Origin of the sequence: Bartonella melophagi K-2C (genome assembly GCF_000278255.1) — a bacterium.
GTDB lineage: Bacteria > Pseudomonadota > Alphaproteobacteria > Rhizobiales > Rhizobiaceae > Bartonella > Bartonella melophagi.
In genome coordinates, this window is record NZ_JH725081.1 from 515699 (window position 1) to 539010 (window position 23312).

General features: G+C 36.3%; 22 protein-coding genes and 1 tRNA gene. 12 read left to right on the forward strand and 11 right to left on the reverse strand.

Translation table 11 applies throughout. The annotated features are described in order from the left end of the window. Nucleotides 1-118 precede the first annotated feature (118 nt). From ME3_RS07145 to ME3_RS02185, 6 genes are all read right to left on the reverse strand, one after another. Entirely contained in the window at nt 119-496 is a 378-nt protein-coding gene (locus ME3_RS07145) for a flagellin N-terminal helical domain-containing protein (protein WP_007476705.1), read from the reverse strand. 134 nt (nt 497-630) lie between these two features. After that, nucleotides 631-1434, reverse strand: a complete 804-nt coding sequence (locus ME3_RS02165) for a pyrroline-5-carboxylate reductase (protein ID WP_007476706.1) — start codon at nt 1432-1434, stop codon at nt 631-633. Nucleotides 1435-1999: 565 nt separating this feature from the next. After that, a complete protein-coding gene (locus ME3_RS02170) occupies nt 2000-2368 on the reverse strand; it encodes a YraN family protein (protein WP_007476708.1) in 369 nt (122 codons plus the stop codon). 5 nt (nt 2369-2373) lie between these two features. Next, nucleotides 2374-3261, reverse strand: a complete 888-nt coding sequence (gene rsmI, locus ME3_RS02175; protein ID WP_039952474.1) for a 16S rRNA (cytidine(1402)-2'-O)-methyltransferase — start codon at nt 3259-3261, stop codon at nt 2374-2376. Between the two features lie 48 nt (nt 3262-3309). Then, nucleotides 3310-4011 (reverse strand): orotidine-5'-phosphate decarboxylase, encoded by a 702-nt coding sequence (gene pyrF, locus ME3_RS02180; RefSeq protein ID WP_007476712.1) that lies wholly within the window; start codon nt 4009-4011, stop codon nt 3310-3312. 63 nt (nt 4012-4074) lie between these two features. Further along, nucleotides 4075-5169: an Mrp/NBP35 family ATP-binding protein gene (locus ME3_RS02185; protein ID WP_007476715.1), complete on the reverse strand. Its 1095-nt coding sequence runs from the start codon at nt 5167-5169 to the stop codon at nt 4075-4077. 869 nt (nt 5170-6038) lie between these two features. On the opposite strand from ME3_RS02185, the gene ME3_RS07150 reads away from it, so the two are divergent. The 3 genes from ME3_RS07150 (at nt 6039) to ME3_RS06805 (ending at nt 7178) form a co-directional block, all read left to right on the forward strand. Beyond that, nucleotides 6039-6416, forward strand: a complete 378-nt coding sequence (locus tag ME3_RS07150) for a flagellin N-terminal helical domain-containing protein (RefSeq protein ID WP_007476705.1) — start codon at nt 6039-6041, stop codon at nt 6414-6416. 163 nt (nt 6417-6579) lie between these two features. Beyond that, nucleotides 6580-6711, forward strand: a complete 132-nt coding sequence (locus ME3_RS07305; protein WP_007476704.1) for a hypothetical protein — start codon at nt 6580-6582, stop codon at nt 6709-6711. Nucleotides 6712-6854: 143 nt separating this feature from the next. Continuing rightward, nucleotides 6855-7178: a flagellin gene (locus ME3_RS06805; protein WP_007476703.1), complete on the forward strand. Its 324-nt coding sequence runs from the start codon at nt 6855-6857 to the stop codon at nt 7176-7178. Nucleotides 7179-7444: 266 nt separating this feature from the next. Here ME3_RS06805 and ME3_RS02195 read toward each other — a convergent pair whose 3' ends face one another. Genes ME3_RS02195 through ME3_RS02205 form a run of 3 tightly spaced genes read right to left on the reverse strand, consistent with a single transcriptional unit; the run spans nt 7445 to nt 10834 of the window. Further along, complete coding sequence (locus tag ME3_RS02195; RefSeq protein ID WP_007476718.1) at nt 7445-9106, reverse strand: electron transfer flavoprotein-ubiquinone oxidoreductase; 1662 nt, start codon at nt 9104-9106, stop codon at nt 7445-7447. Next, nucleotides 9103-10035 (reverse strand): electron transfer flavoprotein subunit alpha/FixB family protein, encoded by a 933-nt coding sequence (locus ME3_RS02200; RefSeq protein ID WP_007476719.1) that lies wholly within the window; start codon nt 10033-10035, stop codon nt 9103-9105. Before ME3_RS02200 ends, ME3_RS02195 begins: the two co-directional genes overlap by 4 nt. 52 nt (nt 10036-10087) lie before the next feature. Continuing rightward, nucleotides 10088-10834, reverse strand: coding sequence for an electron transfer flavoprotein subunit beta/FixA family protein (locus ME3_RS02205; RefSeq protein WP_007476721.1), 747 nt, complete (start codon nt 10832-10834; stop codon nt 10088-10090). Between the two features lie 339 nt (nt 10835-11173). Here ME3_RS02205 and ME3_RS02210 point away from each other — a divergent pair, with 339 nt between their 5' ends. Beyond that, nucleotides 11174-11608, forward strand: coding sequence for a hypothetical protein (locus ME3_RS02210; protein WP_007476724.1), 435 nt, complete (start codon nt 11174-11176; stop codon nt 11606-11608). Nucleotides 11609-11891: 283 nt separating this feature from the next. Here the strand turns inward: ME3_RS02210 and ME3_RS02215 are convergent, their stop codons facing one another. Beyond that, on the reverse strand, nt 11892-12173 hold the full coding sequence (locus ME3_RS02215; RefSeq protein ID WP_007476725.1) for a DUF6460 domain-containing protein: 282 nt from the start codon (nt 12171-12173) through the stop codon (nt 11892-11894). A 473-nt stretch (nt 12174-12646) separates the two neighbouring features. On the opposite strand from ME3_RS02215, the gene xseA reads away from it, so the two are divergent. The 8 genes from xseA to ME3_RS02255 all read left to right on the forward strand — a co-directional run bounded on the left by xseA (nt 12647) and on the right by ME3_RS02255 (nt 22963). Beyond that, nucleotides 12647-14062 carry an exodeoxyribonuclease VII large subunit gene (gene xseA / locus ME3_RS02220; RefSeq protein WP_007476727.1) on the forward strand — a complete coding sequence of 472 codons (1416 nt, stop codon included), beginning with the start codon at nt 12647-12649 and terminating at the stop codon, nt 14060-14062. After that, nucleotides 14040-14666: a DNA-3-methyladenine glycosylase I gene (locus ME3_RS02225; protein WP_007476730.1), complete on the forward strand. Its 627-nt coding sequence runs from the start codon at nt 14040-14042 to the stop codon at nt 14664-14666. The genes xseA and ME3_RS02225 overlap by 23 nt, the downstream gene beginning before the upstream one ends. A gap of 909 nt (nt 14667-15575) precedes the next feature. After that, nucleotides 15576-17198 (forward strand): ABC transporter substrate-binding protein, encoded by a 1623-nt coding sequence (locus ME3_RS02230; RefSeq protein WP_007476731.1) that lies wholly within the window; start codon nt 15576-15578, stop codon nt 17196-17198. Nucleotides 17199-17593: 395 nt separating this feature from the next. Then, nucleotides 17594-19195 carry an ABC transporter substrate-binding protein gene (locus ME3_RS02235; protein WP_007476733.1) on the forward strand — a complete coding sequence of 534 codons (1602 nt, stop codon included), beginning with the start codon at nt 17594-17596 and terminating at the stop codon, nt 19193-19195. Nucleotides 19196-19311: 116 nt separating this feature from the next. Beyond that, complete coding sequence (locus ME3_RS02240) at nt 19312-20385, forward strand: ABC transporter permease (RefSeq protein WP_007476735.1); 1074 nt, start codon at nt 19312-19314, stop codon at nt 20383-20385. 2 nt (nt 20386-20387) lie between these two features. Further along, entirely contained in the window at nt 20388-21317 is a 930-nt protein-coding gene (locus ME3_RS02245; RefSeq protein ID WP_007476736.1) for an ABC transporter permease, read from the forward strand. After that, on the forward strand, nt 21310-22194 hold the full coding sequence (locus ME3_RS02250) for an ABC transporter ATP-binding protein (RefSeq protein ID WP_007476738.1): 885 nt from the start codon (nt 21310-21312) through the stop codon (nt 22192-22194). Before ME3_RS02245 ends, ME3_RS02250 begins: the two co-directional genes overlap by 8 nt. Next, nucleotides 22181-22963 (forward strand): ABC transporter ATP-binding protein, encoded by a 783-nt coding sequence (locus ME3_RS02255; RefSeq protein ID WP_007476740.1) that lies wholly within the window; start codon nt 22181-22183, stop codon nt 22961-22963. Before ME3_RS02250 ends, ME3_RS02255 begins: the two co-directional genes overlap by 14 nt. A gap of 267 nt (nt 22964-23230) precedes the next feature. Here the strand turns inward: ME3_RS02255 and ME3_RS02260 are convergent. After that, nucleotides 23231-23307 (reverse strand) — tRNA-Met (locus ME3_RS02260). Nucleotides 23308-23312 lie beyond the last annotated feature (5 nt).

The following is a 23312-nucleotide window of genomic DNA, read 5'->3' on the forward strand; positions in this document are numbered from 1 at the left end:
CGACCACCAATTTCAATCATATCAACATAGACAGCTGCACCTTCACGATGATAACCAGAAGCTATGCTAACAGTTTGACCACCATTGGAAGTATGTTTTTGCCACCAAACGAAGCAAACTAAACTGCATTCGAAATATTCTTCATATTCGCTTTCATCGATTCTTGAAGCTTTGCAATATCACCACCACTCTTTTCATGAACAGAAATCATTGATTTTTGGATATCATCAAGTGCTTCTTTGGTTAGATCAACAGCTGTAGCAGCAATGCTCACCTGTTCTTTACCCAAGTTAATGGCATCAATAACAGCGCTCATTGTGTTACTGTCATGTCTCATCATTGATGAAATAGACCAGTAAGCTGTATTATCAGCAGCACTGTTAATACGCAAACCTGTTGAAACATGGTCTTTTGATTTATCTAAATTAGAATCAATAGTATAGAGCGTCTGCAATACAGTTATCGCAGATCTATTAGTAAGTATACTTGAACCCATAATCTCGTCCTTATAACGAAAATAATTAAAAAGGAACATGCTATTTTTATAGCTAATGATAGAACGACATCATATCTGTCAGGTATGTCATATGACCTATCATTTTATAAAAGTGATCAGACTAAAAATATTGTTCAAGCACTTTTTTGATCTGTAGATAACGTTTCAATTCTTTGCAGAGTTGTTTTAAGAGCCGTTATTAAAGCAGTATGCCCACCTTGGTTAGAAAAACAATTTGATAAAAGTTCATTTGTTCCTCCCTTGGTTGAAAATTCTCTCTCAAGAAGTGCAAAATCAATAAATGTTGAACAATGAGCTTTTGTTGTTTTGCGCATTTCATCAGCAAGATTACCAAACATCATAGAAAGAAAATCTGCTGACTGAGATTTTTCTATTCCTTGTGTTATCAACCATTGATGTACCGTCTCTATAAAATTAAAATACACCCCCATAAGTGATCCAGCTGTCATGAAAAGGTTAAACTGATCTTCCTTTTCAAGCGCTAATGTGCTACCCAACTTATCAAACATGGCACGTAAAAATGGATGGTCGGGATAGATTGGTGTTAAATTTTTGCATTCTGCTACAAAAGGAAGAGGAATAGCACGATAAACTTTATGATTTATCCATTTCTCAATATCTGCTGCTCTAGCCATTGCAAGTACAGAAACAACAAGTTGTTCTGGATGAAAACAAAGAGAGCGTAATATCTCTTCAGCAACTTGGCTGCGCAGACAAAGGAAAACACAATCGCTACTGTCTAGCAATGCTTGGTTATTTTCAGCAATTATGACTTTATCGTAATCGTTAGAAAGACGTTTTGCTATTTGTGCATTGCGTGATGAAACGATAATTGAATCTACATCAAAAGCACTGGCCATTAAGCCATCAATCATTGCAGCACTAATTGTACCCGTTCCCAAAAAGCCAATTTTCATGTCTCTCCTCATTTTTACAACTTAAAGTGGATCTCAAATCAGCTCTTAACATACTTTACTGTTATTGATTCACTAATAGTTGATAATAAATATTCTTAAAGACTTCAGTAGGCTACCCGCAATGTAAGTAAGGCCATTATTTTCCTATAATCCAGACAAAGCAAAATATGACTTAAGTCATAAAGACTATAAATTTGCATCTGTATAGCATTATTCTAAAATTAAGATACACATCTTGCCACTTAGCGCAATTGTCTCACTCAGGTAATGAAAGAAAATCTCATATGAACAAGAAACAGAATGCACTATAATGCTCCTGACTCTATGAGAGATAGAAATTTACATCAAATAGACAAATGCAAAAAACACTCATTTTATAGTTTTCCAAATAGTTAACGCATTTTATTTGCGTCTAAAAATTAAAAAAGAAGCAACGCAATAAATAGGGAGAATAATCAATCCAAAAATTTTAAGCTTATCAAATAAAATTACGAGACATTTTTAATGTATACGCACACAAAAACAAAATATTTTTGGCTGATATAATAAAACGGCATAGAAAACTTTATCTATGAGACTCAATAAATGCGGGAATATGACGTGGCCAACGCCACGGTAAAATTGCAATTAAATCAAAGCGCACACATAAAAGAGAGTAATCTTTTTGTCGTGCTAACCAGACGTTAGCCGCCGATATAATGCGTTTTTCATTTACCTGACAAACTGCGGTCATTGCTTCAGTTAATGTTGAACGTGCTTTCACTTCAACAATTAAAACAAGATTTCCACGCCGCGCAATTAAATCAATTTCTCCACATTTTGTTTTAAAACGCATTTCAGCAATATGAAATCCTTTCAAGCGCAACCACCAAGCTGCCCACTTTTCGGCTCGAATACCTTTATAAAAGGATTTTTTCTTATGCTTTTTTTGCATAAACCTCATCCTCCCTTTAAAAGAGTTGATCGTTGGAAAAGTTCTTGTTTTTTCAAGCCTGTTTTTTTTGCAACTAAAGCAGCTGCCTTCGCCGCAGGATATATACTGAGCAACTCTAGTAACATCGCATCAATTTCTTGAGTACTCATTTTCTCTAAAGATGTTGTTGCCTCTCCAACGAGTATAACAATTTCTCCACGAATACGAGCTTGTTTTCCATACTTCTCAACTAAGTTTTCTAAATTGGAGACATCTATAGTTTCAAATTTTTTTGTTAATTCACGGCATATTGCAGCTGACCGGTCAGCTGTAAAAATAGTAACCATATCTTGCAAAGTCTCTATAAGGCGATGAGGCGATTCATAAAACACTAAGGTTGTAGGTATCGATTTTAATTGTTCCAGCCGCTTTTGGCGCTGCGTTTTCTTCGCACTTAAAAAACCTGCAAAGAAAAAACTATCTGTAGGAAACCCTGTTGTTATAATAGAAGCTAAAAGAGCTGATGCACCAGGAATTGGAACGATTTTGTGACCAGCTTTACGCGCCTCTTTTACTAATTTGAATCCTGGATCAGAAACAAGTGGTGTTCCAGCGTCTGATACAAGAGCCACTGTTTTATTTTCTGCCAAAGCTTCTAATAATTTTACCCCTACTTTTTGTGCGTTATACTCATGATAAAGAAATGTTTTTTTCTGAATACCATAGTGTTCTAACAAAACACGTGTCACCCGCGTATCCTCACAAGCTAAAATATCGACTTGTGCAAGAACTTGTAAAGCACGAATAGTTATATCTGCAAGATTTCCGATAGGTGTTGCCACTAAATAAAGTGCTGGTTCTATAACTGGTGCACAAAAGGCATGAGAACCTATAAAATATACTTTTTCACTCACACTCTTTTGCATATTCAATGCTTTCTCTACAAAACTTTAGCAATAATCCTAGGAACAATCGTCAGACATTTCTGCCAAAATTTTCTTTGTTGCAGCCAAAGGATCAACAGCTTGAATAATAGGTCGTGCCACAACAAGATGGCTTGCACCAGAATCCAATGCTTTTCTTGGCGTCATAACCCGTTTTTGATCATTCTTATCACTCCCCACAGGACGAATCCCCGGCGTTACTAATGCCATATCAGTTCCAATCACTCTTCGCAAAGCTTGTGCTTCAAGTGCTGAAGCAACAATGCCATCCATCCCTGCTTCTCGTGCTTGCTCAGCTCTTTTAAGCACTAATTTTTGGGGAGTGTCTTTATAACCAACATTTTTTAAATCGGCCTCATCCATTGATGTTAAAACTGTTACTCCCAGTAAACATAAATCACTTCCTTTAGCCGCTGCAACAGCTGCTTTCATTGCTGTTGGATATGCATGAATCGTCAGCATTGAAACACCTAATTTTGCAATATTTTCTACAGCTCTAGCAACGGTATGATCGATATCTAACAATTTCATATCGAAAAACACTTTTTTTTGCGCTTGAATAAGATCTTTGGCTAATTCCATTCCACCAGAAAAAAACAACTGATAACCGATTTTATACCAGCTGACACGATCACCCAATTGGATGATCAATTTTTCTGCTTGTTTAATATCCGGAACGTCTAACCCCACAATCAAGCGTTCACGCATCATAGTTACCATTAAAACACTTCCTTATATTTTAGGATTACTTTAGGTGAGACTTTATTCAATAAAACAATGAAATTAAGAAAATCTTCCCTTTATCTGATGAACAATTGCACGGTAAAGATTGGCATGCCTACCTTTCGGCTCAGCAACAAAAATTGGCACTCCACCATCTGAAGAAAATCGGAAAGTTGCGTCAAGTGGTACTTCTGCCAAGAAAGAAATATCTCGGCTTTCCGCTTCTGTACGCACAGTACCATGGCCAAAAATATCATAGCGTTTTCCTGTATCAGGCGCAATAAAGTAGCTCATATTTTCAATAAGCCCCAGAATGCAAACTTTGACTTTTGTAAACATTTCTACAGCTTTGCGTGCATCAACTAATGCAAGATCTTGCGGAGTAGAAACGATTAGCGCACCCGTTAACGGCACTTGTTGAGCTAGTGTTAATTGTGCATCCCCTGTTCCAGGTGGCATATCAACTACCAAAACATCGAGAGGCCCCCATAAAACATCTTTTAATAATTGAGTTACAGCTGCCATCACCATAGGACCACGCCACACGATTGGTTTTTCTTCTTCAACTAAAAAGCCCATCGACATTAATTTAAGGCCAAACTTTTCAAGAGGTTGAATTTTTTTGCCATCAACCAATTGTGGTTTTTGATTTACAAGTCCTGTCAAACGTGGCAAAGACGGGCCATAGATATCTGCATCCATCACCCCCGTTTTAAAACCAGCATCCTGTAAAGCCAAAGCAATATTTATTGCTATTGTAGATTTACCAACTCCTCCCTTTCCAGAAGCAACAGCAACGATATGCCGTACATTTTCTATCGGCATTTTCATAGGCAATGTATTTGCTTTACGCTTCTGCATAGAAAAAGCTGCATTTTTGTCCGTTTGAAAAAATGTCAGCGATTGTTTTTCTTCCGTAAGCGTGACAACAACTGCTTCAACTCCATCCATAGCATACACTACTTTTTCAGCAGCACGGCGTAATGGTTCTAATTCTTGTGCACGTTCACGGGGAACCGTAATGGAAAAGAAAACCTTACCACCTGTAATGAATATTTCTGAAAGCAATCCAAGCGATACAATATCGCTTTTAAAATTTGGTCCTTTAATTTTACGCAGTTCTTCACGAATAGCTTCGCGTGTGACAGGGACCACACTCTTTTTCCTCTCTATACAGATGTTAGATAATGCAGCAATAAAGAGAAAAAATATTCACGTCAATCACCTTAGTATTTTCTTCATTAAAAGTTACAAAATTTCAGTATAATATTAATATATTATGTCTCTTTCGAAAATGCCAATTTAAGATACAAAATCAATTCTATACAACAAATTTTAGAGTAGAAAATGCATTGCAAAATTTCATTATGAATACTGATTTCATGTTTGTTCTACGATTTTTTCTACAAACCTCTGCAAATAACTCAAAATTTGAAAACCTTATTGATATTATAATGCGCCATTCTCTCCTTATTTTCAATTTTTAATCATTCACTTGCAGCACAACAAAATAACTACAAATTATTCTATCACGCCTCACTTTCTTTAACGTGATCATCAATAGAACTATGCTTAATTTCTAAGAAAAGAAGTTTAATTCTGTTAGTTAGAGCATGTATCGTGTATTAAGAAAATAACGCCAAATGTATCTATGCTTTAAAAGTCGCACGCATCAGTGGTATAGATCAAAATTGTTACCTGAATAAAAATTGTATTTATTAAAATATGGGGTTTTTAGTTTTTTGCAGAAAAATAATAATTTTACTTACATTGAGAACAATAGTTATTGAAGCTTAAAGGTTCCTCATCAATTATTTGTGAATCAATAATAGTAAATATGTTTGAAAGCAAAGAATTGAAACGTTATCTACAGATCAAAAAAGTGCTTGAACAATATTTTTAGTCTGATCACTTTTATAAAATGATAGGTCATATGACATACCTGACAGATATGATGTCGTTCTATCATTAGCTATAAAAATAGCATGTTCCTTTTTAATTATTTTCGTTATAAGGACGAGATTATGGGTTCAAGTATACTTACTAATAGATCTGCGATAACTGTATTGCAGACGCTCTATACTATTGATTCTAATTTAGATAAATCAAAAGACCATGTTTCAACAGGTTTGCGTATTAACAGTGCTGCTGATAATACAGCTTACTGGTCTATTTCATCAATGATGAGACATGACAGTAACACAATGAGCGCTGTTATTGATGCCATTAACTTGGGTAAAGAACAGGTGAGCATTGCTGCTACAGCTGTTGATCTAACCAAAGAAGCACTTGATGATATCCAAAAATCAATGATTTCTGTTCATGAAAAGAGTGGTGGTGATATTGCAAAGCTTCAAGAATCGATGAAAGCGAATATGAAGAATATTTCGAATGCAGTTTAGTTTGCTTCGTTTGGTGGCAAAAACATACTTCCAATGGTGGTCAAACTGTTAGCATAGCTTCTGGTTATCATCGTGAAGGTGCAGCTGTCTATGTTGATATGATTGAAATTGGTGGTCGTGAGTTGAATTTTGGTGTTCTCGGTGAGGATATGGCACCATTGATATGACTGAAGGTGTTTTGCAGAACATTTTCGGATCAGCGGTAGAAGCAACAAAAGAATTTAGAGAAGAAAAACCAAATTTTGATAAAGCTCTTGAGACTTTCTATAAAGCAAAAAAACATACAAAGAGTTAGAAGATAAAGTTGCTGATGCAAAAGCTGCATTGGCATTAGAAGAAGCTAAGAAAGAACTAGAAGGTGGGCAAAAAGATTGAGATGAAGCAAAAGCTGCTTTTAAAGAAGTAACTGATCAGATTTCCTTAGCTGAATTCACTGAAATGTTTGAGGTTGATAAATTGTCTGTAGAGGCACAACATATTCTTCTAGGTAGTCTTCAGAATACAGTGCGTGATGCTGTGGATGTAACTCTTACTGCTGGTGCTAAGATTGGTGCTGCAGTTAACTTGGTGAATATCCAGCTCGACTTTGCTAAAAGACTACTAGACAATGTTGATGCAGAAATTGGTTCAATGGTTGATGCTGACATGAATGCAGAATCTACAAAATTGTCTGCTTTGCAAGTTCAGCAACAGCTTGGTATTCAAGCTCTTTCTATTGCAAACCAAGGTAGTCAGAATATTTTATCGTTGTTCCGTAATTAATTCCATAACATTCTTACGTAAAAAGGCTGCGCATCTGCATGGCCTTTTTTATTAACTGATCGAATAATGGGTATACGCTTGGTTTTTCTGATAAGAGTAGTCTAGCTTAGTTAATTAGAACATGGGTTAGGGAAGTAAAGCCAGATGTACTTTTATAAGCGTATGTATTAGTAGTATAAATCAGAATTTACCTGAATAAAAATTGTATTTTTATTAAAATGTAGGGGTTTTAAATTTTTTTTCGGAAAAAGATAATAAGGCACTAATTACATATTTGGGTAAAAAGGTCCTTCACTTCCTTGCGGGCAAGTCCAATTGATATTTTGGTTAGGATCTTTAATATCACATGTTTTACAATGGATGCAGTTTGAGGCGTTAATGATATAAATTTTATGATCATTATGGTCTAGCCATTCATAGACACAAGCGGGGCAATAGCGTGTAGAAGGTCCCCCATAGATTGCATATTCAGAGTTCTTATGTTTTTCCAGTGAGGCTATTTTTAAGTGGCAAGGTTGATTTTCCATATGATGCGTATTGGAAAGTGCTACACTAGAAAGACAATCAAAAGTCACAATACCATCTGGTTTTGGATAAATAATAGGTTGAAATTTTTCTGCTGGTTCCAAATATGCATAGTCTGGTTTTCCATGAGAAAGTGTTCTAAATAAAGAAAAGCCAAAAATCTGTTGCCACCACATATCAAATACAGCAAGCTTAATTCCATATTTTGTACCATATTTTGCCCAGAGAGGCTTGGTATTACGTGATATATAAAGATCTTTTCCGATAGGACCTTTGCGCCAATGATCTTCGATCTCTTTGACTTCATCATGGGTACGATTTTGGGCAAGGGCATCAGCTATTTTGTCAGCTGCTAGTATACCGGATAATATGGCATTATGTGAGCCTTTTATACGAGGTACATTAACAAAGCCAGCAGAACATCCAATGAGTGCACCACCAGGAAAGATGAGTTTTGGTACAGATTGCCAGCCACCTTCGCTGATGACACGTGCACCATAAGCAAGGCGCTTTGCACCCTTTAAAAGTTCATACAGTTTGGGGTGTGTTTTGAAACGTTGAAATTCTTCAAAAGGAGAGAGATAAGGATTTTTATAATCCAAGTGTACAACAAGGCCAACAGAAATTAAATTGTCTTCTTGATGATAAAGAAAACCTCCACCACCAGTGTTGTTATCCAATGGCCAGCCGATGAAATGCTGAACTAAACCAGGTTTATGCTTTGAGGAATCAACTTCCCAAAGTTCTTTAAGACCAAGACCAAATTTTTGTGGTTCACGGTTCTTGCTAAGATCGAATTTTTGTATGAGTTGTTTAGCAATTGAGCCACGCGCTCCTTCAGCAATGAGAGTATATTTCGCTAGTAAAGCCATGCCAGGAATATAATTTTTTCCAGGTGTTCCCTCTTTTTCAATGCCCATATCACCTGTGAGAACACCAATAACAGCTCCTTTATCATTATAAAGGACCTGAGATATGGCAAATCCGGGATAAATTTCAACGCCAAGCACTTCGGCTTTTTTACTTAACCAACGGCAAACACTCCCCAGTGAAACAATATAACAACCATCATTTGATAAGATTTTTGGGAGAAAAATATTAGGTAATACTTTAGTGCTTGTTGGCTTCAGTAGAAAAAATTGATCGCTAGTGACAGGTGTTTTGAAAGGATGATTTTGTTCATTTTGCCATTCTGGTAAAAGTGTATTTATACCGATAGGATCAACCACTGCACCTGATAGAATGTGAGCACCGATTTCTGAGCTTTTTTCGAGAATTACAATAGAAAGCTTTGGGTTGTTTTGTTTCAAACGAATTGCGGCAGAAAGGCCTGCAGGTCCTGCTCCTACAATTACTACATCAAATTCCATACTTTCACGTTGGTGATGTATAAGTACGTTCATAATAAAGCTTTCTCTAACTCAGGAATGATGTGGTGAAGATCACCTACGAGTGCGTAATCAGCAATATGCATGATGGGGGCTTCTTCATCTTTATTAATAGCCACAATGGTTTGTGCATCCATTATTCCTGCTAGATGCTGAATGGCACCAGAGATGCCTATGGCAATATAGAGTTTAGGCGCGACGATTTTTCCCGTTTGTCCAATTTGCCAATCATTTGGGGCATAGCCTGCATCAACTGCTGCGCGACTAGCCCCCACTGCAGCTCCTAGTTTGTTCGCGAGCGGTATAAGTAGTTCCATAAACTTCTCTTGCGAGCCAAATCCACGTCCACCTGCTACAATGACTCGTGCTGATGTAAGGTTAGGGCGATCACTTATGTTGGTTTCTTCTTTTACGAAAGAAGAAAGGTTTGGGTTAGGGGCTGGTGTTATTGTTTTAATAGGTGCGGAATTTCCTTGAGGAGTTGGAGCAAAAGAAGCTGTGCGCACTGTTATAATTTTTTGGTAGTCATTTGCACGCACGGTTTCAATGGCATTACCTGCATAAATTGGTCGTTTAAAAGTATCAGGCGTGACAACAGCAATGATGTCTGAAATTTGCATAAGGTCAAGGAAAGCAGCCACCCGTGGCATTACACTTTTGCCAATACTTGTAGAGGCTGCCATGATGACATCATAGTTATTGGCGAGTTCAACAATTGTTGCTGCCATAGGTTCGGCTAATTGATGTGCTAAATAATCAGCTTCGGCAATAAGTACTTGCCGAACACCAGCTAATTTGGCACTGTTTTCTGCAATCGATTGAACCTTCATTCCACAGACCAAAATATCGACATCACTACCAATTAAGTGAGCGGCAGTGAGTGCTTTTGCAGTTTCTTCTGACAAGGAATGATTATTATGTTCGGCCAATAAGAGAATTGCCATAAGTTATTGCCTTTTTATGCATTGTTACTTTTGATATATCTGTTATCGTATTTTAAATACAACTTGTTTTTTTGAGCGCACTAACAAGCTCTGCTACATTTGCTACTTTAATTCCTGCTTGACGGGATTGAGGCTCTTCAATGTTAAGCACTGTTAAACGTGCTCGTGTATCTACGCATAAATCAGCAAGTGCCTTTTGTTCAATAGGTTTCTTTTTAGCTTTTATAATATTAGGAAGAGAAGTATAACGCGGTTCATTTAGTCGCAGATCAGTAGTCATAACAACAGGAAGAGGTAAGCAAATGGTTTGCGTGCCACCATCTACTTCGCGAGTAATAATAGCTTGGTGACCTTCTATGTTGAGGTGTGAGGCAAATGTTGCTTGCCCCCAACCAAGCAGAGCTGCTAACATTTGACCAGTTTGATTACTTTCATCATCAATTGCTTGTTTGCCTAAAAAAACCATAGTTGGTTTTTCTTCAAGAATGATTGTTTTAAGAGTTTTAGCGATTGCTAAAGGCTCAAGCACTTCTTCAGTTTTGACAAGAATGGCGCGGTCAGCACCCATTGCAAGTCCTACTTGTAAGGTCTCTTGTGCTGCTTCTGACCCAATTGAAACAAGAACAACTTCTGAAATTTTACCGACTTCTTTTTGCCGAATAGCTTCTTCTACAGCGATTTCATCAAAAGGGTTCATAGACATTTTTACATGGGATAGATCAACACCTGTGCCATCGGGTTTAACACGTATTTTGATATTATAATCAACAACACGTTTGACAGCGACAATTATTTTCATAATGATCCTCTTTAATTTATATAGTCACTATTTTATAATAATAACCACAAGAAACCAAATCATTTAAGATGATGCCAACAGTTGGTTTAAAAAAACATTGCTATATTGCTATAAAGATATAAGCTTTTGGTCAATGGTAAGAACAAGTCAGTTAGGTGTTGTGTTAGAATTGAATGGGGTGAAAATTAGTAACATTTCCATTAATTGTTGTTAGTTAACTTTGTTCTTATATTATTATTTTTAATTTCTCTTATCGTTTTAAAGCTCTATTTACTAAAATGAACCACACTCTCATATTATAAATATGATTTCTTGAAAAAGGTGAAAAGGGATGCATCTGTGAATATGAAACGTCATGTTATAAACCCGGTTGCACATAATCAACTTTCTACTTTTGTTGTTGAACAAAAGCAGAAAACGAAAAAGCATGCCGAGATAACTATGTCCGATATTGCTACTAAATTGCGCTACGTTTACACACAAATGCAGATAAAAAAAATGCCCAATCAATTAATTATACAGGGCTTTGTAGATAATAGTATTAAATCTTATTTAGATATGATTAGTCGGGCAATTTTAGCTGAGCATTCTGCACGTGATCAAGCGCAAAAAAAGCTGTTTGAACGTTTGGAGCAGATAGAAAGACTTGTTCAAAAGCTTCTTTATGAAAAGAAAAATTCACAAGAAACTGTTATGAAGCAGCGTGTTCCTCGTGCACAATCAATTAATTCTGTTGTGCATCATCTTGCTCATATGACATGTGAAGAAAACTAAACATTTGGTGCATTAAGAGAACGCAATTTTCTAGAAAGTAGTCAATTGAATTCACCTTAACAAAGTAGTTTTAGTTCTTTATCAATAAAAGCTGTGAAACATTTCTTAATAAAATTTTATAAGGCTTTTCAAAAAGGAAAGCCTTTTTAATATTCAATTACCTGGCTGTTTAGTTAAAACTTCTTGGTGTGTGCTTTTTTTCAAAAGAAACTCTAAAATTTTTTTTCTTGTCACTACAGAGCTTTTGTGGAAATTTGTTTTTAAGAGAGCTTCTTAAAGTGCTTTATTTTCTACGGAAGATGCGTAAAAAAAGAAAAACAGGCATAACAATTACTGCACCAGCCAAGGTCACATGGAAGAGATTTACAAAAGTCATAAATCCTGTTTCCCATAGAGATTGAAGGAAGTCTATTATTTCCCAAATAAGATCAATAGGTGTCCACCCTAGGATGTTTATAGCGATTCCAGTGAAAAATGAAAGGATAAGCAGTTTTACAGCAATACGCCCTGGTGTACCACCAAGAAATGAATGAAAAGAATTATGTGAATTTTTTCTATTTTTCATTTTGACGTGACTTCAAATATACTAAACTATGTATGTAGTGCAAATGATATACACATAACGAAGAAAGAAGACGGATTTTATCGTTATTTGTTTGCTCTTTGTTTTTTAGGTTTTGCTCTCAAATTTTACATCCTAAAATATTAGTGTAATATTTGAGCTGTTGTTTTGAACTGCTTTCATGTTTAACTAACAATTTTTGTAATATTTTCATAAGAACTTCTCATTAGTTGCTTGATGTTGTTTAATTTTGGAGTTCATCAGGCGTTATTGGCAATTTTTACCAGTAATTTTCACCTCTTGGATGACGGCGAGCATTTCTCAATATAATGTTATTGTGGAAGCGTTAATATGTTGTGCATAGAATATGTTTCAAGAGATTTCGCTTTATAGAGATACTATTCATCTTCATAAAGATGTATTTATGTTACAGTTTGAGTTGAGTGTTTTTAAGGTTAAGAAAGTTGAAAAATACGATGGATTTATTTAGTCCACGACTGGTGGCAACAAATGTAGCAGAATTTAGTGTTTCTGAAATATCAAGTGCTTTAAAACGCATTATTGAGGACAAATTTGCTTATATACGGGTACGGGGAGAGATATCTGGTTATCGTGGTGTTCATGCTTCAGGTCATGCATATTTTACTTTAAAAGATGATAAAGCTCGGTTGGAGGCTGTTATTTGGCGAAGCTTAATGGAAAAGCTTAAATTTCCTCCTGAAGAAGGAATGGAAGTGATCGCTGTAGGCAAACTTACTACTTATCCAGGTTCATCAAAATATCAAATAGTCATTGATGCTCTTGAGCCAACAGGGGTTGGTGCTTTAATGACGCTTTTAGAAAATCGTAAGAAAAAGCTTGCAGATGAAGGCTTGTTTGATGAAGCAAAAAAGAAGCCACTGCCTTATATGCCTCAAATTATAGGGGTTGTGACATCACCGACGGGAGCCGTTATTCACGATATTATTCATCGTATATCAGATCGTTTTCCTTTGCATATTTTGGTTTGGCCTGTAAGAGTTCAGGGAGAAACGAGTGGTCGAGAAGTAGCTTGTGCTATTGAGGGGTTTAACGCTCTACCTTTAGGTGGTGTTTTATTTAAGCCTGATCTTATTATTGTAGCACGCGGAGGAGGGAGTTTAGAAGATTTATGGGGGTTTAATGATGAGGCAGTCGTTCGTGCTGTTTATGCGTCGACTATTCCTGTTATCTCTGCAGTTGGGCACGAAACAGACTGGACGTTGATTGATTATGTTGCTGATTGGCGGGCACCAACCCCTACAGGAGCGGCAGAAAAAGCTGTTCCTGTTAAAGTTGATCTTGAAGTACAATTAGCGTCACTTGGTGCACGTCTTCGTGCGGGATTGACGCGTTATTTTAGTTTTCATCAACAAAAATTGCGTGCTATTTCACGAGGTTTACTTACTGCCGACCGATTACTTGCTTTGCCGCGTCGTGGTTTTGATGAAATTTCAAGCCGGTTGCAACGAGCTCTTTGTATAAGCTACGAAAAAAAACTTTTTTACTTTCGTGCTCTTAGTGTTCGATTTTCTCCGCGTTTGTTAAATAGTGAAAAAGCGCGATACAATGTAAAAGGATATACGATACATCTTCGTCGTGCTTTCTTACGCAATGTTGAAAAACAACGTGCTCAGGCAGAGATGGCATTTAGGCTTTTAAAAAGCACTTCTTATCAGAATATTTTAGAGCGGGGTTTTGTTTTGGCATTGGGTCAAGATAATAGGCCGGTTAAACGATTAGTACAGTTGCCTAAAACAGGTCAGATGAGTTTACGTTTTTTTGATGGTGAAATTAGCGTTTCAACACTTAATTGTGCTTCAAAAAACAAACGGATAAAACAGCAAAAAGATGATCAAGGAACACTCTTCTGATACGGTAGATTCTGCACTCAATGAAGGACTTTTGATGGGGGTGGATGGAAAAGTTCGTTGTTTTTGGGCAGGAACTAATCCACTTTATTGTGCTTATCATGATCATGAATGGGGAAAACCCATTTTTGATGATTTGCGTTTATTTGAAAAAATTTGTCTTGAAGGTTTTCAGGCAGGTCTTTCTTGGTTAACAATTTTGAAAAAAATCGCCCATTTTCGTAGGGCTTTTGATAACTTTGATTTTGAAAAGATAGTTCATTATGATGAAGCTAAAATCAACATGTTAATGCAAGATAAAGGTATTGTTCGCCATCATGGGAAAATCCGATCGGTGGTTAATAATGCTTTTAGGACACAAGAAATTATAGCAGAGCAGGGCAGTTTATCCCACTATTTTTGGTCTTTTCAACCACCACTGTCTGAGCGTCCTGAAAAGATAGATTTTCAAATGTGGCAGGACAATCCTGTAACAGATGCTTCTATTCGTCTTTCTACAGATTTGAAAAAACGTGGTTGGACATTTATCGGTCCCACTACTTGTTATGCTTTTATGCAGGCAATAGGCATAGTTAATGATCATCTTGAAGGGTGCTTTTGTCGGTGAATCTGCGAAGATTTATTTTAGCTAACCTTATTTGTTTTGTGATTATAAACGATCATGACAAACTAAAATACATATCTGGGAGGAAGGTATTAAAGATAACGTGAATTATATATTGATTATATAATATGTTGACGCTTTAAATAGGGATTTTATTGTGTGCTTATTAGTTGAAAATACTTAATAAACAGGTTTCATTTTCTCTATTTTAAATCAAAATTCAGCGTTTAACTGCTAAAAGTATAAAGCAAATTGTTAAATATTAGAGCAAATTATTTGGGTATACTTAAAGGTAAAATAGTATGCGGGAATATTCTTTTGTATTTTACTGATTGACCAATTTTATTCCAAGATAACACAACAGAAGTAGACATGCGCTTTTGAAATTAAATGTATTTAAATAATATGATTATTTTTAGAGGTTTGCGCATGTGCTTTTAATAAAGGTTCGTGATGTGGGAGAAGTTGCTTTGCAGATTTTATATAATAATTTCACGCATTGTCGATAACCATGATAACTAGTTTAAGTTGAAATTATGACTTATATTGGTTGTGAGAAAAGAGTATTTTAGTGCAAATATAAATCACTATGTTAAAAAAAGCACTGTTTGAGAAGAATTTACAAGAATAAAAAAAACGAGATATGTATTTTTAAGTGTGAATTTATAGAGCAGACTTTATATAGCCCATTTTAAAATCACAATATCGCAACCGTTGTATCTATTATTAAAAAATAAGTTAAAAGTAGTATGGCTGTATGTTTTCAAATGTAATTGAGAAATAAATTCAGTGCATAAAGAAGGAAATAACCACCTAAAAGAATGCTTGCATTATATTTATTCAGTTTTTACTGATATAAACTTACTCAGCTAAAATGACTAATTTAAAAATAAGAGTTTAAGGGAAAGATCTATGAATATGAAAAAGAAGATATTAAAAGCGAGCTGTTCTTTTGTTTCTGCTCTTATAGCTGCAGGCATGCTGTTGCAACAAACGTCAGCAAAAACACCTGCCGATACACTCGTGATGGCTTGGAATCTTGATGCGATTAGTGCATTTGATCCTGCTCAAGTCAATGATTCTTACAGCAGTGAAATTATTCACAATATTTGTGATAGTTTGGTTGATACTGATCCAAATGATGCAACCAAAATGATTCCGCATTTAGCAAAGAGTTGGGATGTTACAAGTGATCATAATACGATGATTACTTTTCATTTGCGTGATAATTTAAAGTTTGCTGATGGCCGACCTGCCAGTGCTGGTGATCTTGTTTGGAGTATGAAGCGTGTTATTCAGTTGAATATGGCTAATGCAGCAACATTTAATGAATACGGTATTACAGCGCAAACGGTTGATTCTGCTATTTACGCGCCGGATGAGAAAACTGTAGTAATGAAATTTGATAAGCCTTATCCAGTGGAGCTTATTCTTAATAATATTGCTGCTAATCGTGTTGCTGTGTTGCTTGATCGTAAAACGATTATGAAACACGAAAAAGATAATGATATGGGAAACCGGTATTTAGCAACTCATGCTGCTTGTTTTGGGCCTTATCAGTTGATCAGTTGGCGTCCTGGAGAAGCTATTTTACTACGTTCTCATTCCAATTATTGGGGAGAAGCACCTAAACTTAAACAAGTTCTAATTCGTCATGTTTCTGAATCTGGTACGCAACGCTTATTATTGCAAAAAAACGATATTGATGTAGCACGTGACTTAACACCTGAGGCTTTGGAAGATCTTGAGAAAACAACAGATGTCAGGATTGAAAGAATATTACAGCCAGCTATGATGTATTGGGGTTTTAATATGACAAACCCTATTTTTGCTAATGAAAAAGTGCGTTTGGCCATGCGCTATCTTATTGACTATGACAATCTTGGTAAAACAGTTTTGAAAGGTATTGGTATTCCACGCTCTAGTTTTATACCTACCGGCGTTTTTGGTGCTTTGGATGAAAAAGAAGGACAGCCTTTCAAACTTGATCTTCAAAGAGCTAAACAGCTTTTAGTCGATGCAGGTTATCCAAATGGGTTTGAGGCACATATCATTGTGGGCGGGGCTCCTTATACTTTACCAGTTGCTCAGTCTATCCAAGATAATGCAGAAAAGGTGGGGGTACACCTTAAAATTGAGCGTGTGGCGGGAGCACAATTGTTTTCAAAAGTTTCTGCACGTGCTTTTGATACAGCTTTTTTAGGATGGGTTAATGAGTCTGCAGATCCTCATACAATGGCTTTGCGCATTATTTATAATCCCGACAATCGTTTTGAGGCTAAAAATACGGCTTATCCTAGTTGGCAGCAAGGATATTTTGATGCAAATATGAATCAACAAGTTGAAGACGCTTTATTTGAACAAGATTTAGACAAACGAGCGCAACAATATGCTAATTTACAACGTCAACTTATGCAAAAAGGACCTTATGCTTTTTTGTTTCAAAAATATAATACTGTAGCTGTTTCACCTGTTATTAAAAAATGGGTTTGGAATAGTGCACCACGTGTTTTCTATAGTTCAATTGAAAAATAAGCGTATTTTAGAGAATAAAAATACAAAGAGTGGGTAGTTATAAGATTAGTAATGAGCAATAACCCCTTGCATAAAAATGATTTTTAGTGATTTATAATACTAAACTGTAAAGGGTAGCTCATTCATAAAAGTTCAATTTATGTGTAGTTAGTCAATATTAGCAACACGTGGTAAATAATATTACCCAGTATATTTTCTCCTATATTATAGGGTGATATAACTCTTAAGTATGGGAAAAGAGACTAAGAACATTTTTGAGTTTAAGTTGGATAAGTAGGACAAGTTACGTACGTACAATGTTTTGTAGGGGAAAGAGCCAATAAAGAAATGGTAATCACTTTATTTGGAAACAGTGAAACACCCTAAAAAGGGGGGTGGAAGGGAATTAAAAGATAATGTTTAAGAGTTTTGGTGCTTTATTAGGATTAATCGTTTTTTTTAGTAGTTTAATGCCAACAGCACTAAGCACTCCACCTAAAAATACATTAGTGATAGCATGGAATATTGATTCGATCAGTAATTTTGATCCTGCTCAATCTGTTGAAATTGTAACAAGTGAATTATTGAGCAATATGTGTAGCTCTTTGGTACAGTTTGATAAGCATGATTTTACAAAGATCCGTCCTGCTATGGCTCGGTCTTGGGATGTTTTAGATAATGGGAAGAGAATTGTTTTCCATCTTCGTGATGATTTAAAGTTTGATGATGGAAGAATGGCAACTGCAAAAGATCTTGCTTGGTCAATGCAGCGAATCATCAAATTAAATTTGGGTTTTTCTCAATCTTTGGGAGACTTTGGATTTACTACAGAAAATGTTGAAACCAGTATTCAAGCTCTTGATGATACAACTTTACAGTTAGACTTTGATAAGCCTTATCCTGTTTATCTTATATTGGCTACAATTGGACAAACTTATACTGCTGCTTTGCTTGACCGGAAAACACTTGAAACAAATAGTGTTAATGGTGATATGGGGAATAAGTATTTAGCTACTCATTCGGCTTGTGTTGGTCCTTATAAATTGGTTCGTTGGCTCCCCGGAGAGCGGGTTGTTTTACAAGCCACCCGACATTATTGGGGAGAGAAACCCAAAATTCAACAAATCTTGATACTTCATGTGGCTGAATCAACAAGCCAGAGATTGCTTTTGGAAAAGGGTGATGTGGATATAGCACGTGATCTTTCTTCAGAAGATGTTTTAGACATTGAAAAACAAGGGGGATCTATTAAGATTAATCGTATTTTGCGGCCACAATCTGTTTATCTATCGTTGAATAATAAAAGAGAAATTTTTGCTCATGAAAAAGTAAGATTAGCGTTGCGTTATCTTGTTGATTATGACAATCTTGGTAAAACAGTTTTGAAAGGTATTGCAATTCCTCGTGCAAGCTATATGCCATTAGGCATGCCAGACGCTTTGGATGAAAAAGAGGGAATGCCATTTGAGTTGGATTTAAAAAAGGCAAAACAATTAATAAGTGAAGCAGGTTATCCAGATGGATTTAAAGCCAATCTTTTAATTGGTAGTCTTTCCTATATGTCATCTATTGCACAGTCTATTCAGGAAAATGCGCGCAAAATTGGAATTGATCTTACAATTGAAAAAATGACACAGACTCAATTGTTAAGCCGTGTTCGTGGAGGGAATTATGACATTGCTATAATGGGGTGGCATACAACAATTCCCGATGGACATTTGTCTTCAATACGTCATGTTTTTAATCCTGACCCAACATTTACTCAAAAGTACAACATGTATTTGGCTTGGCGGGCTGGTTATTATGATGTAAAGGTCAATAAAATGGTAATGGATGCTTTATCTGAGAAAGATCAAAATAAACGCTTTGAACAATATCGTAATTTACAGCATTATATCCTTTATCATGGTCCTATGGCTTACTTGTTTCAGACCTATTATATCATCGGTATGGGGCCTGAGGTTAAAAAATGGTTTTGGAATAGTTTTGAGATTCGCTATAGTGAGGCAGAAAAGTAAGTTGTAACTCTATTACGAATAATGGTTGTTAGATATGCGAGTGCGATGTGTTTTCTTATATAGCTAGGGAAGATCGCAAAGCGTAGGTTTATATAAGTGTGTGGGGAACTACCATAATGGTTTTGTTAGATTCAAAAGCTGATGTAGCATTAGCACAAAAGCAGAGAAATCCGCATGTATGGCCTTTTTTCTTTAGGTCGTTTAAGCTGTTAATTTCGATATTAATTACATTATTTGGTTTAGTAACAATCACTTTTTTTATTGGTCGTCTTTTACCTTTAGATCCTGTTATTGCTATCCTGGGTGATAATATTAGTCAGGAAGCTTATGATACAATGTTTTATAAATTAGGCCTTGATCAGCCACTAATTGTACAATATTGGAGTTATCTTCAAAATATTTTTCTGTTTGATTTGGGGGACGCTTTAACTTCTGGGCGTCCTGTTTTGGAAGATATTTTACGTGTATTTCCTGCAACGCTGGAACTTGCAACGGTTGCTGTTATTATTGGCACGAGTTTGGGTATTCCGTTAGGGGTCTTTGCAGCAATGTATCGTAATTCATTTGTTGATTATTTCGTTCGTATTTTTACATTGATAAGTTACTCAACACCAGCTTTTTGGCTTGGATTGATGGCGTTATCAATATTTTACGCTAAACTTGGTTGGATTGGTGGGCCAGGGCGTATTGATTTTCTTTATGAATATTCTTTCGAACCCAAAACAGGTTTATTTCTTTGGGATTCTGCTATGCAGGGTCAATGGGAAGTTTTTGGCAATGTTTTTAGTCACATTATTATGCCTGCCTTAATTCTAGCTTTTGGTGCTATGGCTTATATTAGTCGTATGACTCGTGGGTTTATGATTGAGCAGCTTAATCAGGAATATATTCTTACAGCACGTGTTAAAGGATTGTCATGGGCTCTAACAGTTTGGGGGCATGCTTTTCGTAATTCTGCTGTTCAGATTATTACTGTGGTTGGCCTTTCTTATGCGTTTTTGTTGGAAGGTGCTGTGTTGACAGAAACAGTTTTTGCTTGGCCTGGTTTCGGACGTTATTTGACTAATGCGCTTTTTGCAGGAGATATGAACGCAGTTGTAGGTTGTACGCTACTTATAGGATGTTTTTCTGTCGCTATTAATTTATTTTCTGATTTGCTTTATCAGCTTTTTGATCCAAGGACACGTTGAATATGACAATAAGTAATCATAATAATCCGCGATCTTCATTTTCTTTGAGTCGTTGGTTGAATGAATCTGTTCCGCAGTCAACAATCCAGGCAAATATACAAAGATTTTATTATTCATTGACCATTTTTTTTCATAATTTTTCAGCTGTATTGGGATTGGCTATTATCCTTGTTATTCTTTTGTGCGCGATTTTTGCACCTTGGATTACTACCTATGATATTGCCAGCAATGACCTTACTCATCGATTACAACCACCGTCTATGCTACATTATTTTGGGACTGATGAATTGGGTCGTGATATTTTTAGTCGATTAATTTTTGGTGCACGTATTACCCTTTACATTGTTTTTTTAACGACAATTATTGTAGGCCCAATAGGGCTGATTGTAGGCACTATATCTGGCTATATGGGGGGGTGGGTTGATACGGTTTTAATGCGTATTGTAGATATTTTTCTTGCATTCCCAAGTTTGATTTTAGCACTTGCTTTTTCGGCAGCTTTAGGGCCAGGTATTGAAAATGCAGCAATTGCAATTTCAATGGCAGCGTGGCCACCAATAGCACGTTTGGCGCGTGCAGAAACTTTGACCATACGTTCATCTGATTATGTTGCAGCAGTTTTTCTGCAAGGTGCATCAATGTGGCGAATTATTTTGTTTCATATAGCACCAATGTGTATTCCTTCAGTGATTGTACGGTTAACATTAAATATGTCTGCAATTATTTTAACGGCTGCTGGTCTTGGTTTTTTGGGATTGGGTGCTCAACCACCAACTCCTGAATGGGGTGTTATGCTTTCGACTGGTCGTGAATTTATGATGACAAGTTGGTGGTTGGCAGCAGTACCAGGTTGTGCAATATTGCTTACAAGTCTTGCCTTCAATCTTTTAGGTGATGGACTTCGTGATATATTGGATCCGCGCAATGGATAAAAAATTATTAGAGATAAAAGATTTACGCATTTCATTTCCTACAACGCGTGGTATTTTAGAGGTTGTACGTGGCGTTAGTTTTGCTGTGGGAAAAGAGAAAATTGGAATTGTTGGAGAATCTGGGTCTGGAAAATCGACAACTGGGCGTGCGATTTTAAAATTAAATCCAAGATTAGCAATTATCAAAGCTCAAAAAATGTGCTTCAATGATATAGATTTATTAGCTGCCAGTGAGTATCAGATGCGCTCTATTCGGGGAAAGCGTATTTCGATGATTTTACAAGATCCCAAATATTCACTTAATCCATTGATGAGAATTGGGAAGCAGATCATGGAGGCTTACCGTATTCATTATCGTGTTTCAAAAATGGAGGCATGGGAAAAAACGGTTTCTGTGTTGGAATCTGTTCATATTCGCGATCCTGAACGTATTATGCGGTTATTTCCTCATGAAATATCAGGTGGGATGGGGCAACGTGTTATGATTGCCATGATGCTTATCCCTAAGCCTGATTTGATTATTGCAGATGAGCCAACATCTGCACTTGATGTCACTGTGAGATGTCAGGTTTTAGCAATATTGGATGAGCTTGTAACAAAGTCTGGAGCGGGACTTATTTTCATTAGTCATGATTTAAATCTGATTGCTGATTTTTGTGATCGTGTTTTAGTGATGTATGCTGGTCGTATATTGGAAGAGCTGCCTGCACGTGATTTATCTCGTGCATGTCATCCCTATACTAAGGCTCTTTTGCAAAGTTTACCACAGCTTGATAAACAAGTTGGCGTTTTGTCTGTTCCTGAGCGGAATCCTGATTGGCTACATGGCCCAACAATTGTTAATGGCGTTGAAGGAACTTACCATGACCAATTGTAAAAATATTATTGAGGTTTTTGATTTGTCTGTAACCTTTGAGCGTGGGCACAAGGCGGTAGAGGTTGTTAAGGAAGTCAATTTTCATATTAAGCGTGGTGAATCTTATGGTTTGATTGGTGAATCAGGATGCGGAAAATCAACCATTTTGAATGCATTAGTTGGGCTTATTCCTGATTATAGGGGGCATTTTACCTTTGATGGACAGGAAGTATTAAAGAAAAAAAGTAAAACTTTTTTACGCCGTATTCAAATGGTCTTTCAAGATCCTTATGCTTCGCTTCATCCAAGGAAGATGGTGCATACGGTTCTTTCGGAATCTCTTACGATCCATGGCATGGATAATCAAAAAGAAAGGGTGCACGATGTTTTGCATTCTGTTGGTTTAGATTCTTCATTTCTTTACCGTTATCCACATGAGTTATCAGGAGGGCAGCGTCAGCGTATTGCTCTTGCTCGTGCTTTGATTATTGAGCCAGAAGTTTTGTTGCTAGATGAGCCAACATCTGCACTGGATGTATCTGTGCAGGCTGAAATTTTGAATTTATTGAAATCATTACGAGAAGAAAAACAATTAACCTATTTGATGGTATCCCATGATCTTCCTGTTGTTGCGCATATATGTGAGCGTATTGGAATTGTGCATCAAGGAGTTATTTTGGAAGAGTTAAGTAATAGTAATTTGCGTCATTTGCGTGCGCAACATGATTATACAAAAATGTTTTTTAAAGCGAGTACTAAGCCAATTTCTTATGAAGAAGAAAGAACGTAATTGGTTTTACAAAAATGGGAGAGGTTTTTTTTATTTTGGATCTCTTGTGCTAAAATAAGGAATTTTCTTTATCTTTCTTTTGCCTCTTTATTATAAAGACATTTTATAAATATAGGCTTGGTACCTAAAATTTTTAGCAATATGATTGCTTGTTGATTTAGAAATTTTACTATTACCCTTCTCTAAAAAGTTGTTTATAATTATCTAATAGAATTCGTCAAAAACCAATGATGCAGAATTCCTTTTAAAAGTGCTATAAAAAAGCGCTGGTAGCGGAGGAGGGATTCGAACCCCCGACACAAGGATTATGATTCCTCTGCTCTAACCTACTGAGCTACTCCGCCAAAAC

Excerpts from the sequence above, each read along its gene's own strand:
- ME3_RS02235 (WP_007476733.1), top strand. The coding sequence starts at position 17,594 with ATGTTTAAGAGTTTTGGTGCTTTATTAGGATTAATCGTTTTTTTTAGT.
- ME3_RS07150 (WP_007476705.1), top strand. The coding sequence starts at position 6,039 with ATGGGTTCAAGTATACTTACTAATAGATCTGCGATAACTGTATTGCAG.
- ME3_RS02165 (WP_007476706.1), bottom strand. The coding sequence starts at position 1,434 with ATGAAAATTGGCTTTTTGGGAACGGGTACAATTAGTGCTGCAATGATT.
- xseA (WP_007476727.1), top strand. The coding sequence starts at position 12,647 with ATGGATTTATTTAGTCCACGACTGGTGGCAACAAATGTAGCAGAATTT.
- ME3_RS02225 (WP_007476730.1), top strand. The coding sequence starts at position 14,040 with ATGATCAAGGAACACTCTTCTGATACGGTAGATTCTGCACTCAATGAA.
- ME3_RS02250 (WP_007476738.1), top strand. The coding sequence starts at position 21,310 with ATGGATAAAAAATTATTAGAGATAAAAGATTTACGCATTTCATTTCCT.
- ME3_RS07145 (WP_007476705.1), bottom strand. The coding sequence starts at position 496 with ATGGGTTCAAGTATACTTACTAATAGATCTGCGATAACTGTATTGCAG.
- ME3_RS02240 (WP_007476735.1), top strand. The coding sequence starts at position 19,312 with ATGGTTTTGTTAGATTCAAAAGCTGATGTAGCATTAGCACAAAAGCAG.
- ME3_RS02200 (WP_007476719.1), bottom strand. The coding sequence starts at position 10,035 with ATGGCAATTCTCTTATTGGCCGAACATAATAATCATTCCTTGTCAGAA.
- ME3_RS02230 (WP_007476731.1), top strand. The coding sequence starts at position 15,576 with ATGAATATGAAAAAGAAGATATTAAAAGCGAGCTGTTCTTTTGTTTCT.
- ME3_RS02205 (WP_007476721.1), bottom strand. The coding sequence starts at position 10,834 with ATGAAAATAATTGTCGCTGTCAAACGTGTTGTTGATTATAATATCAAA.
- ME3_RS06805 (WP_007476703.1), top strand. The coding sequence starts at position 6,855 with ATGTTTGAGGTTGATAAATTGTCTGTAGAGGCACAACATATTCTTCTA.
- ME3_RS07305 (WP_007476704.1), top strand. The coding sequence starts at position 6,580 with ATGACTGAAGGTGTTTTGCAGAACATTTTCGGATCAGCGGTAGAAGCA.
- ME3_RS02170 (WP_007476708.1), bottom strand. The coding sequence starts at position 2,368 with ATGCAAAAAAAGCATAAGAAAAAATCCTTTTATAAAGGTATTCGAGCC.
- ME3_RS02195 (WP_007476718.1), bottom strand. The coding sequence starts at position 9,106 with ATGAACGTACTTATACATCACCAACGTGAAAGTATGGAATTTGATGTA.
- ME3_RS02255 (WP_007476740.1), top strand. The coding sequence starts at position 22,181 with ATGACCAATTGTAAAAATATTATTGAGGTTTTTGATTTGTCTGTAACC.
- ME3_RS02245 (WP_007476736.1), top strand. The coding sequence starts at position 20,388 with ATGACAATAAGTAATCATAATAATCCGCGATCTTCATTTTCTTTGAGT.
- ME3_RS02215 (WP_007476725.1), bottom strand. The coding sequence starts at position 12,173 with ATGAAAAATAGAAAAAATTCACATAATTCTTTTCATTCATTTCTTGGT.
- pyrF (WP_007476712.1), bottom strand. The coding sequence starts at position 4,011 with ATGGTAACTATGATGCGTGAACGCTTGATTGTGGGGTTAGACGTTCCG.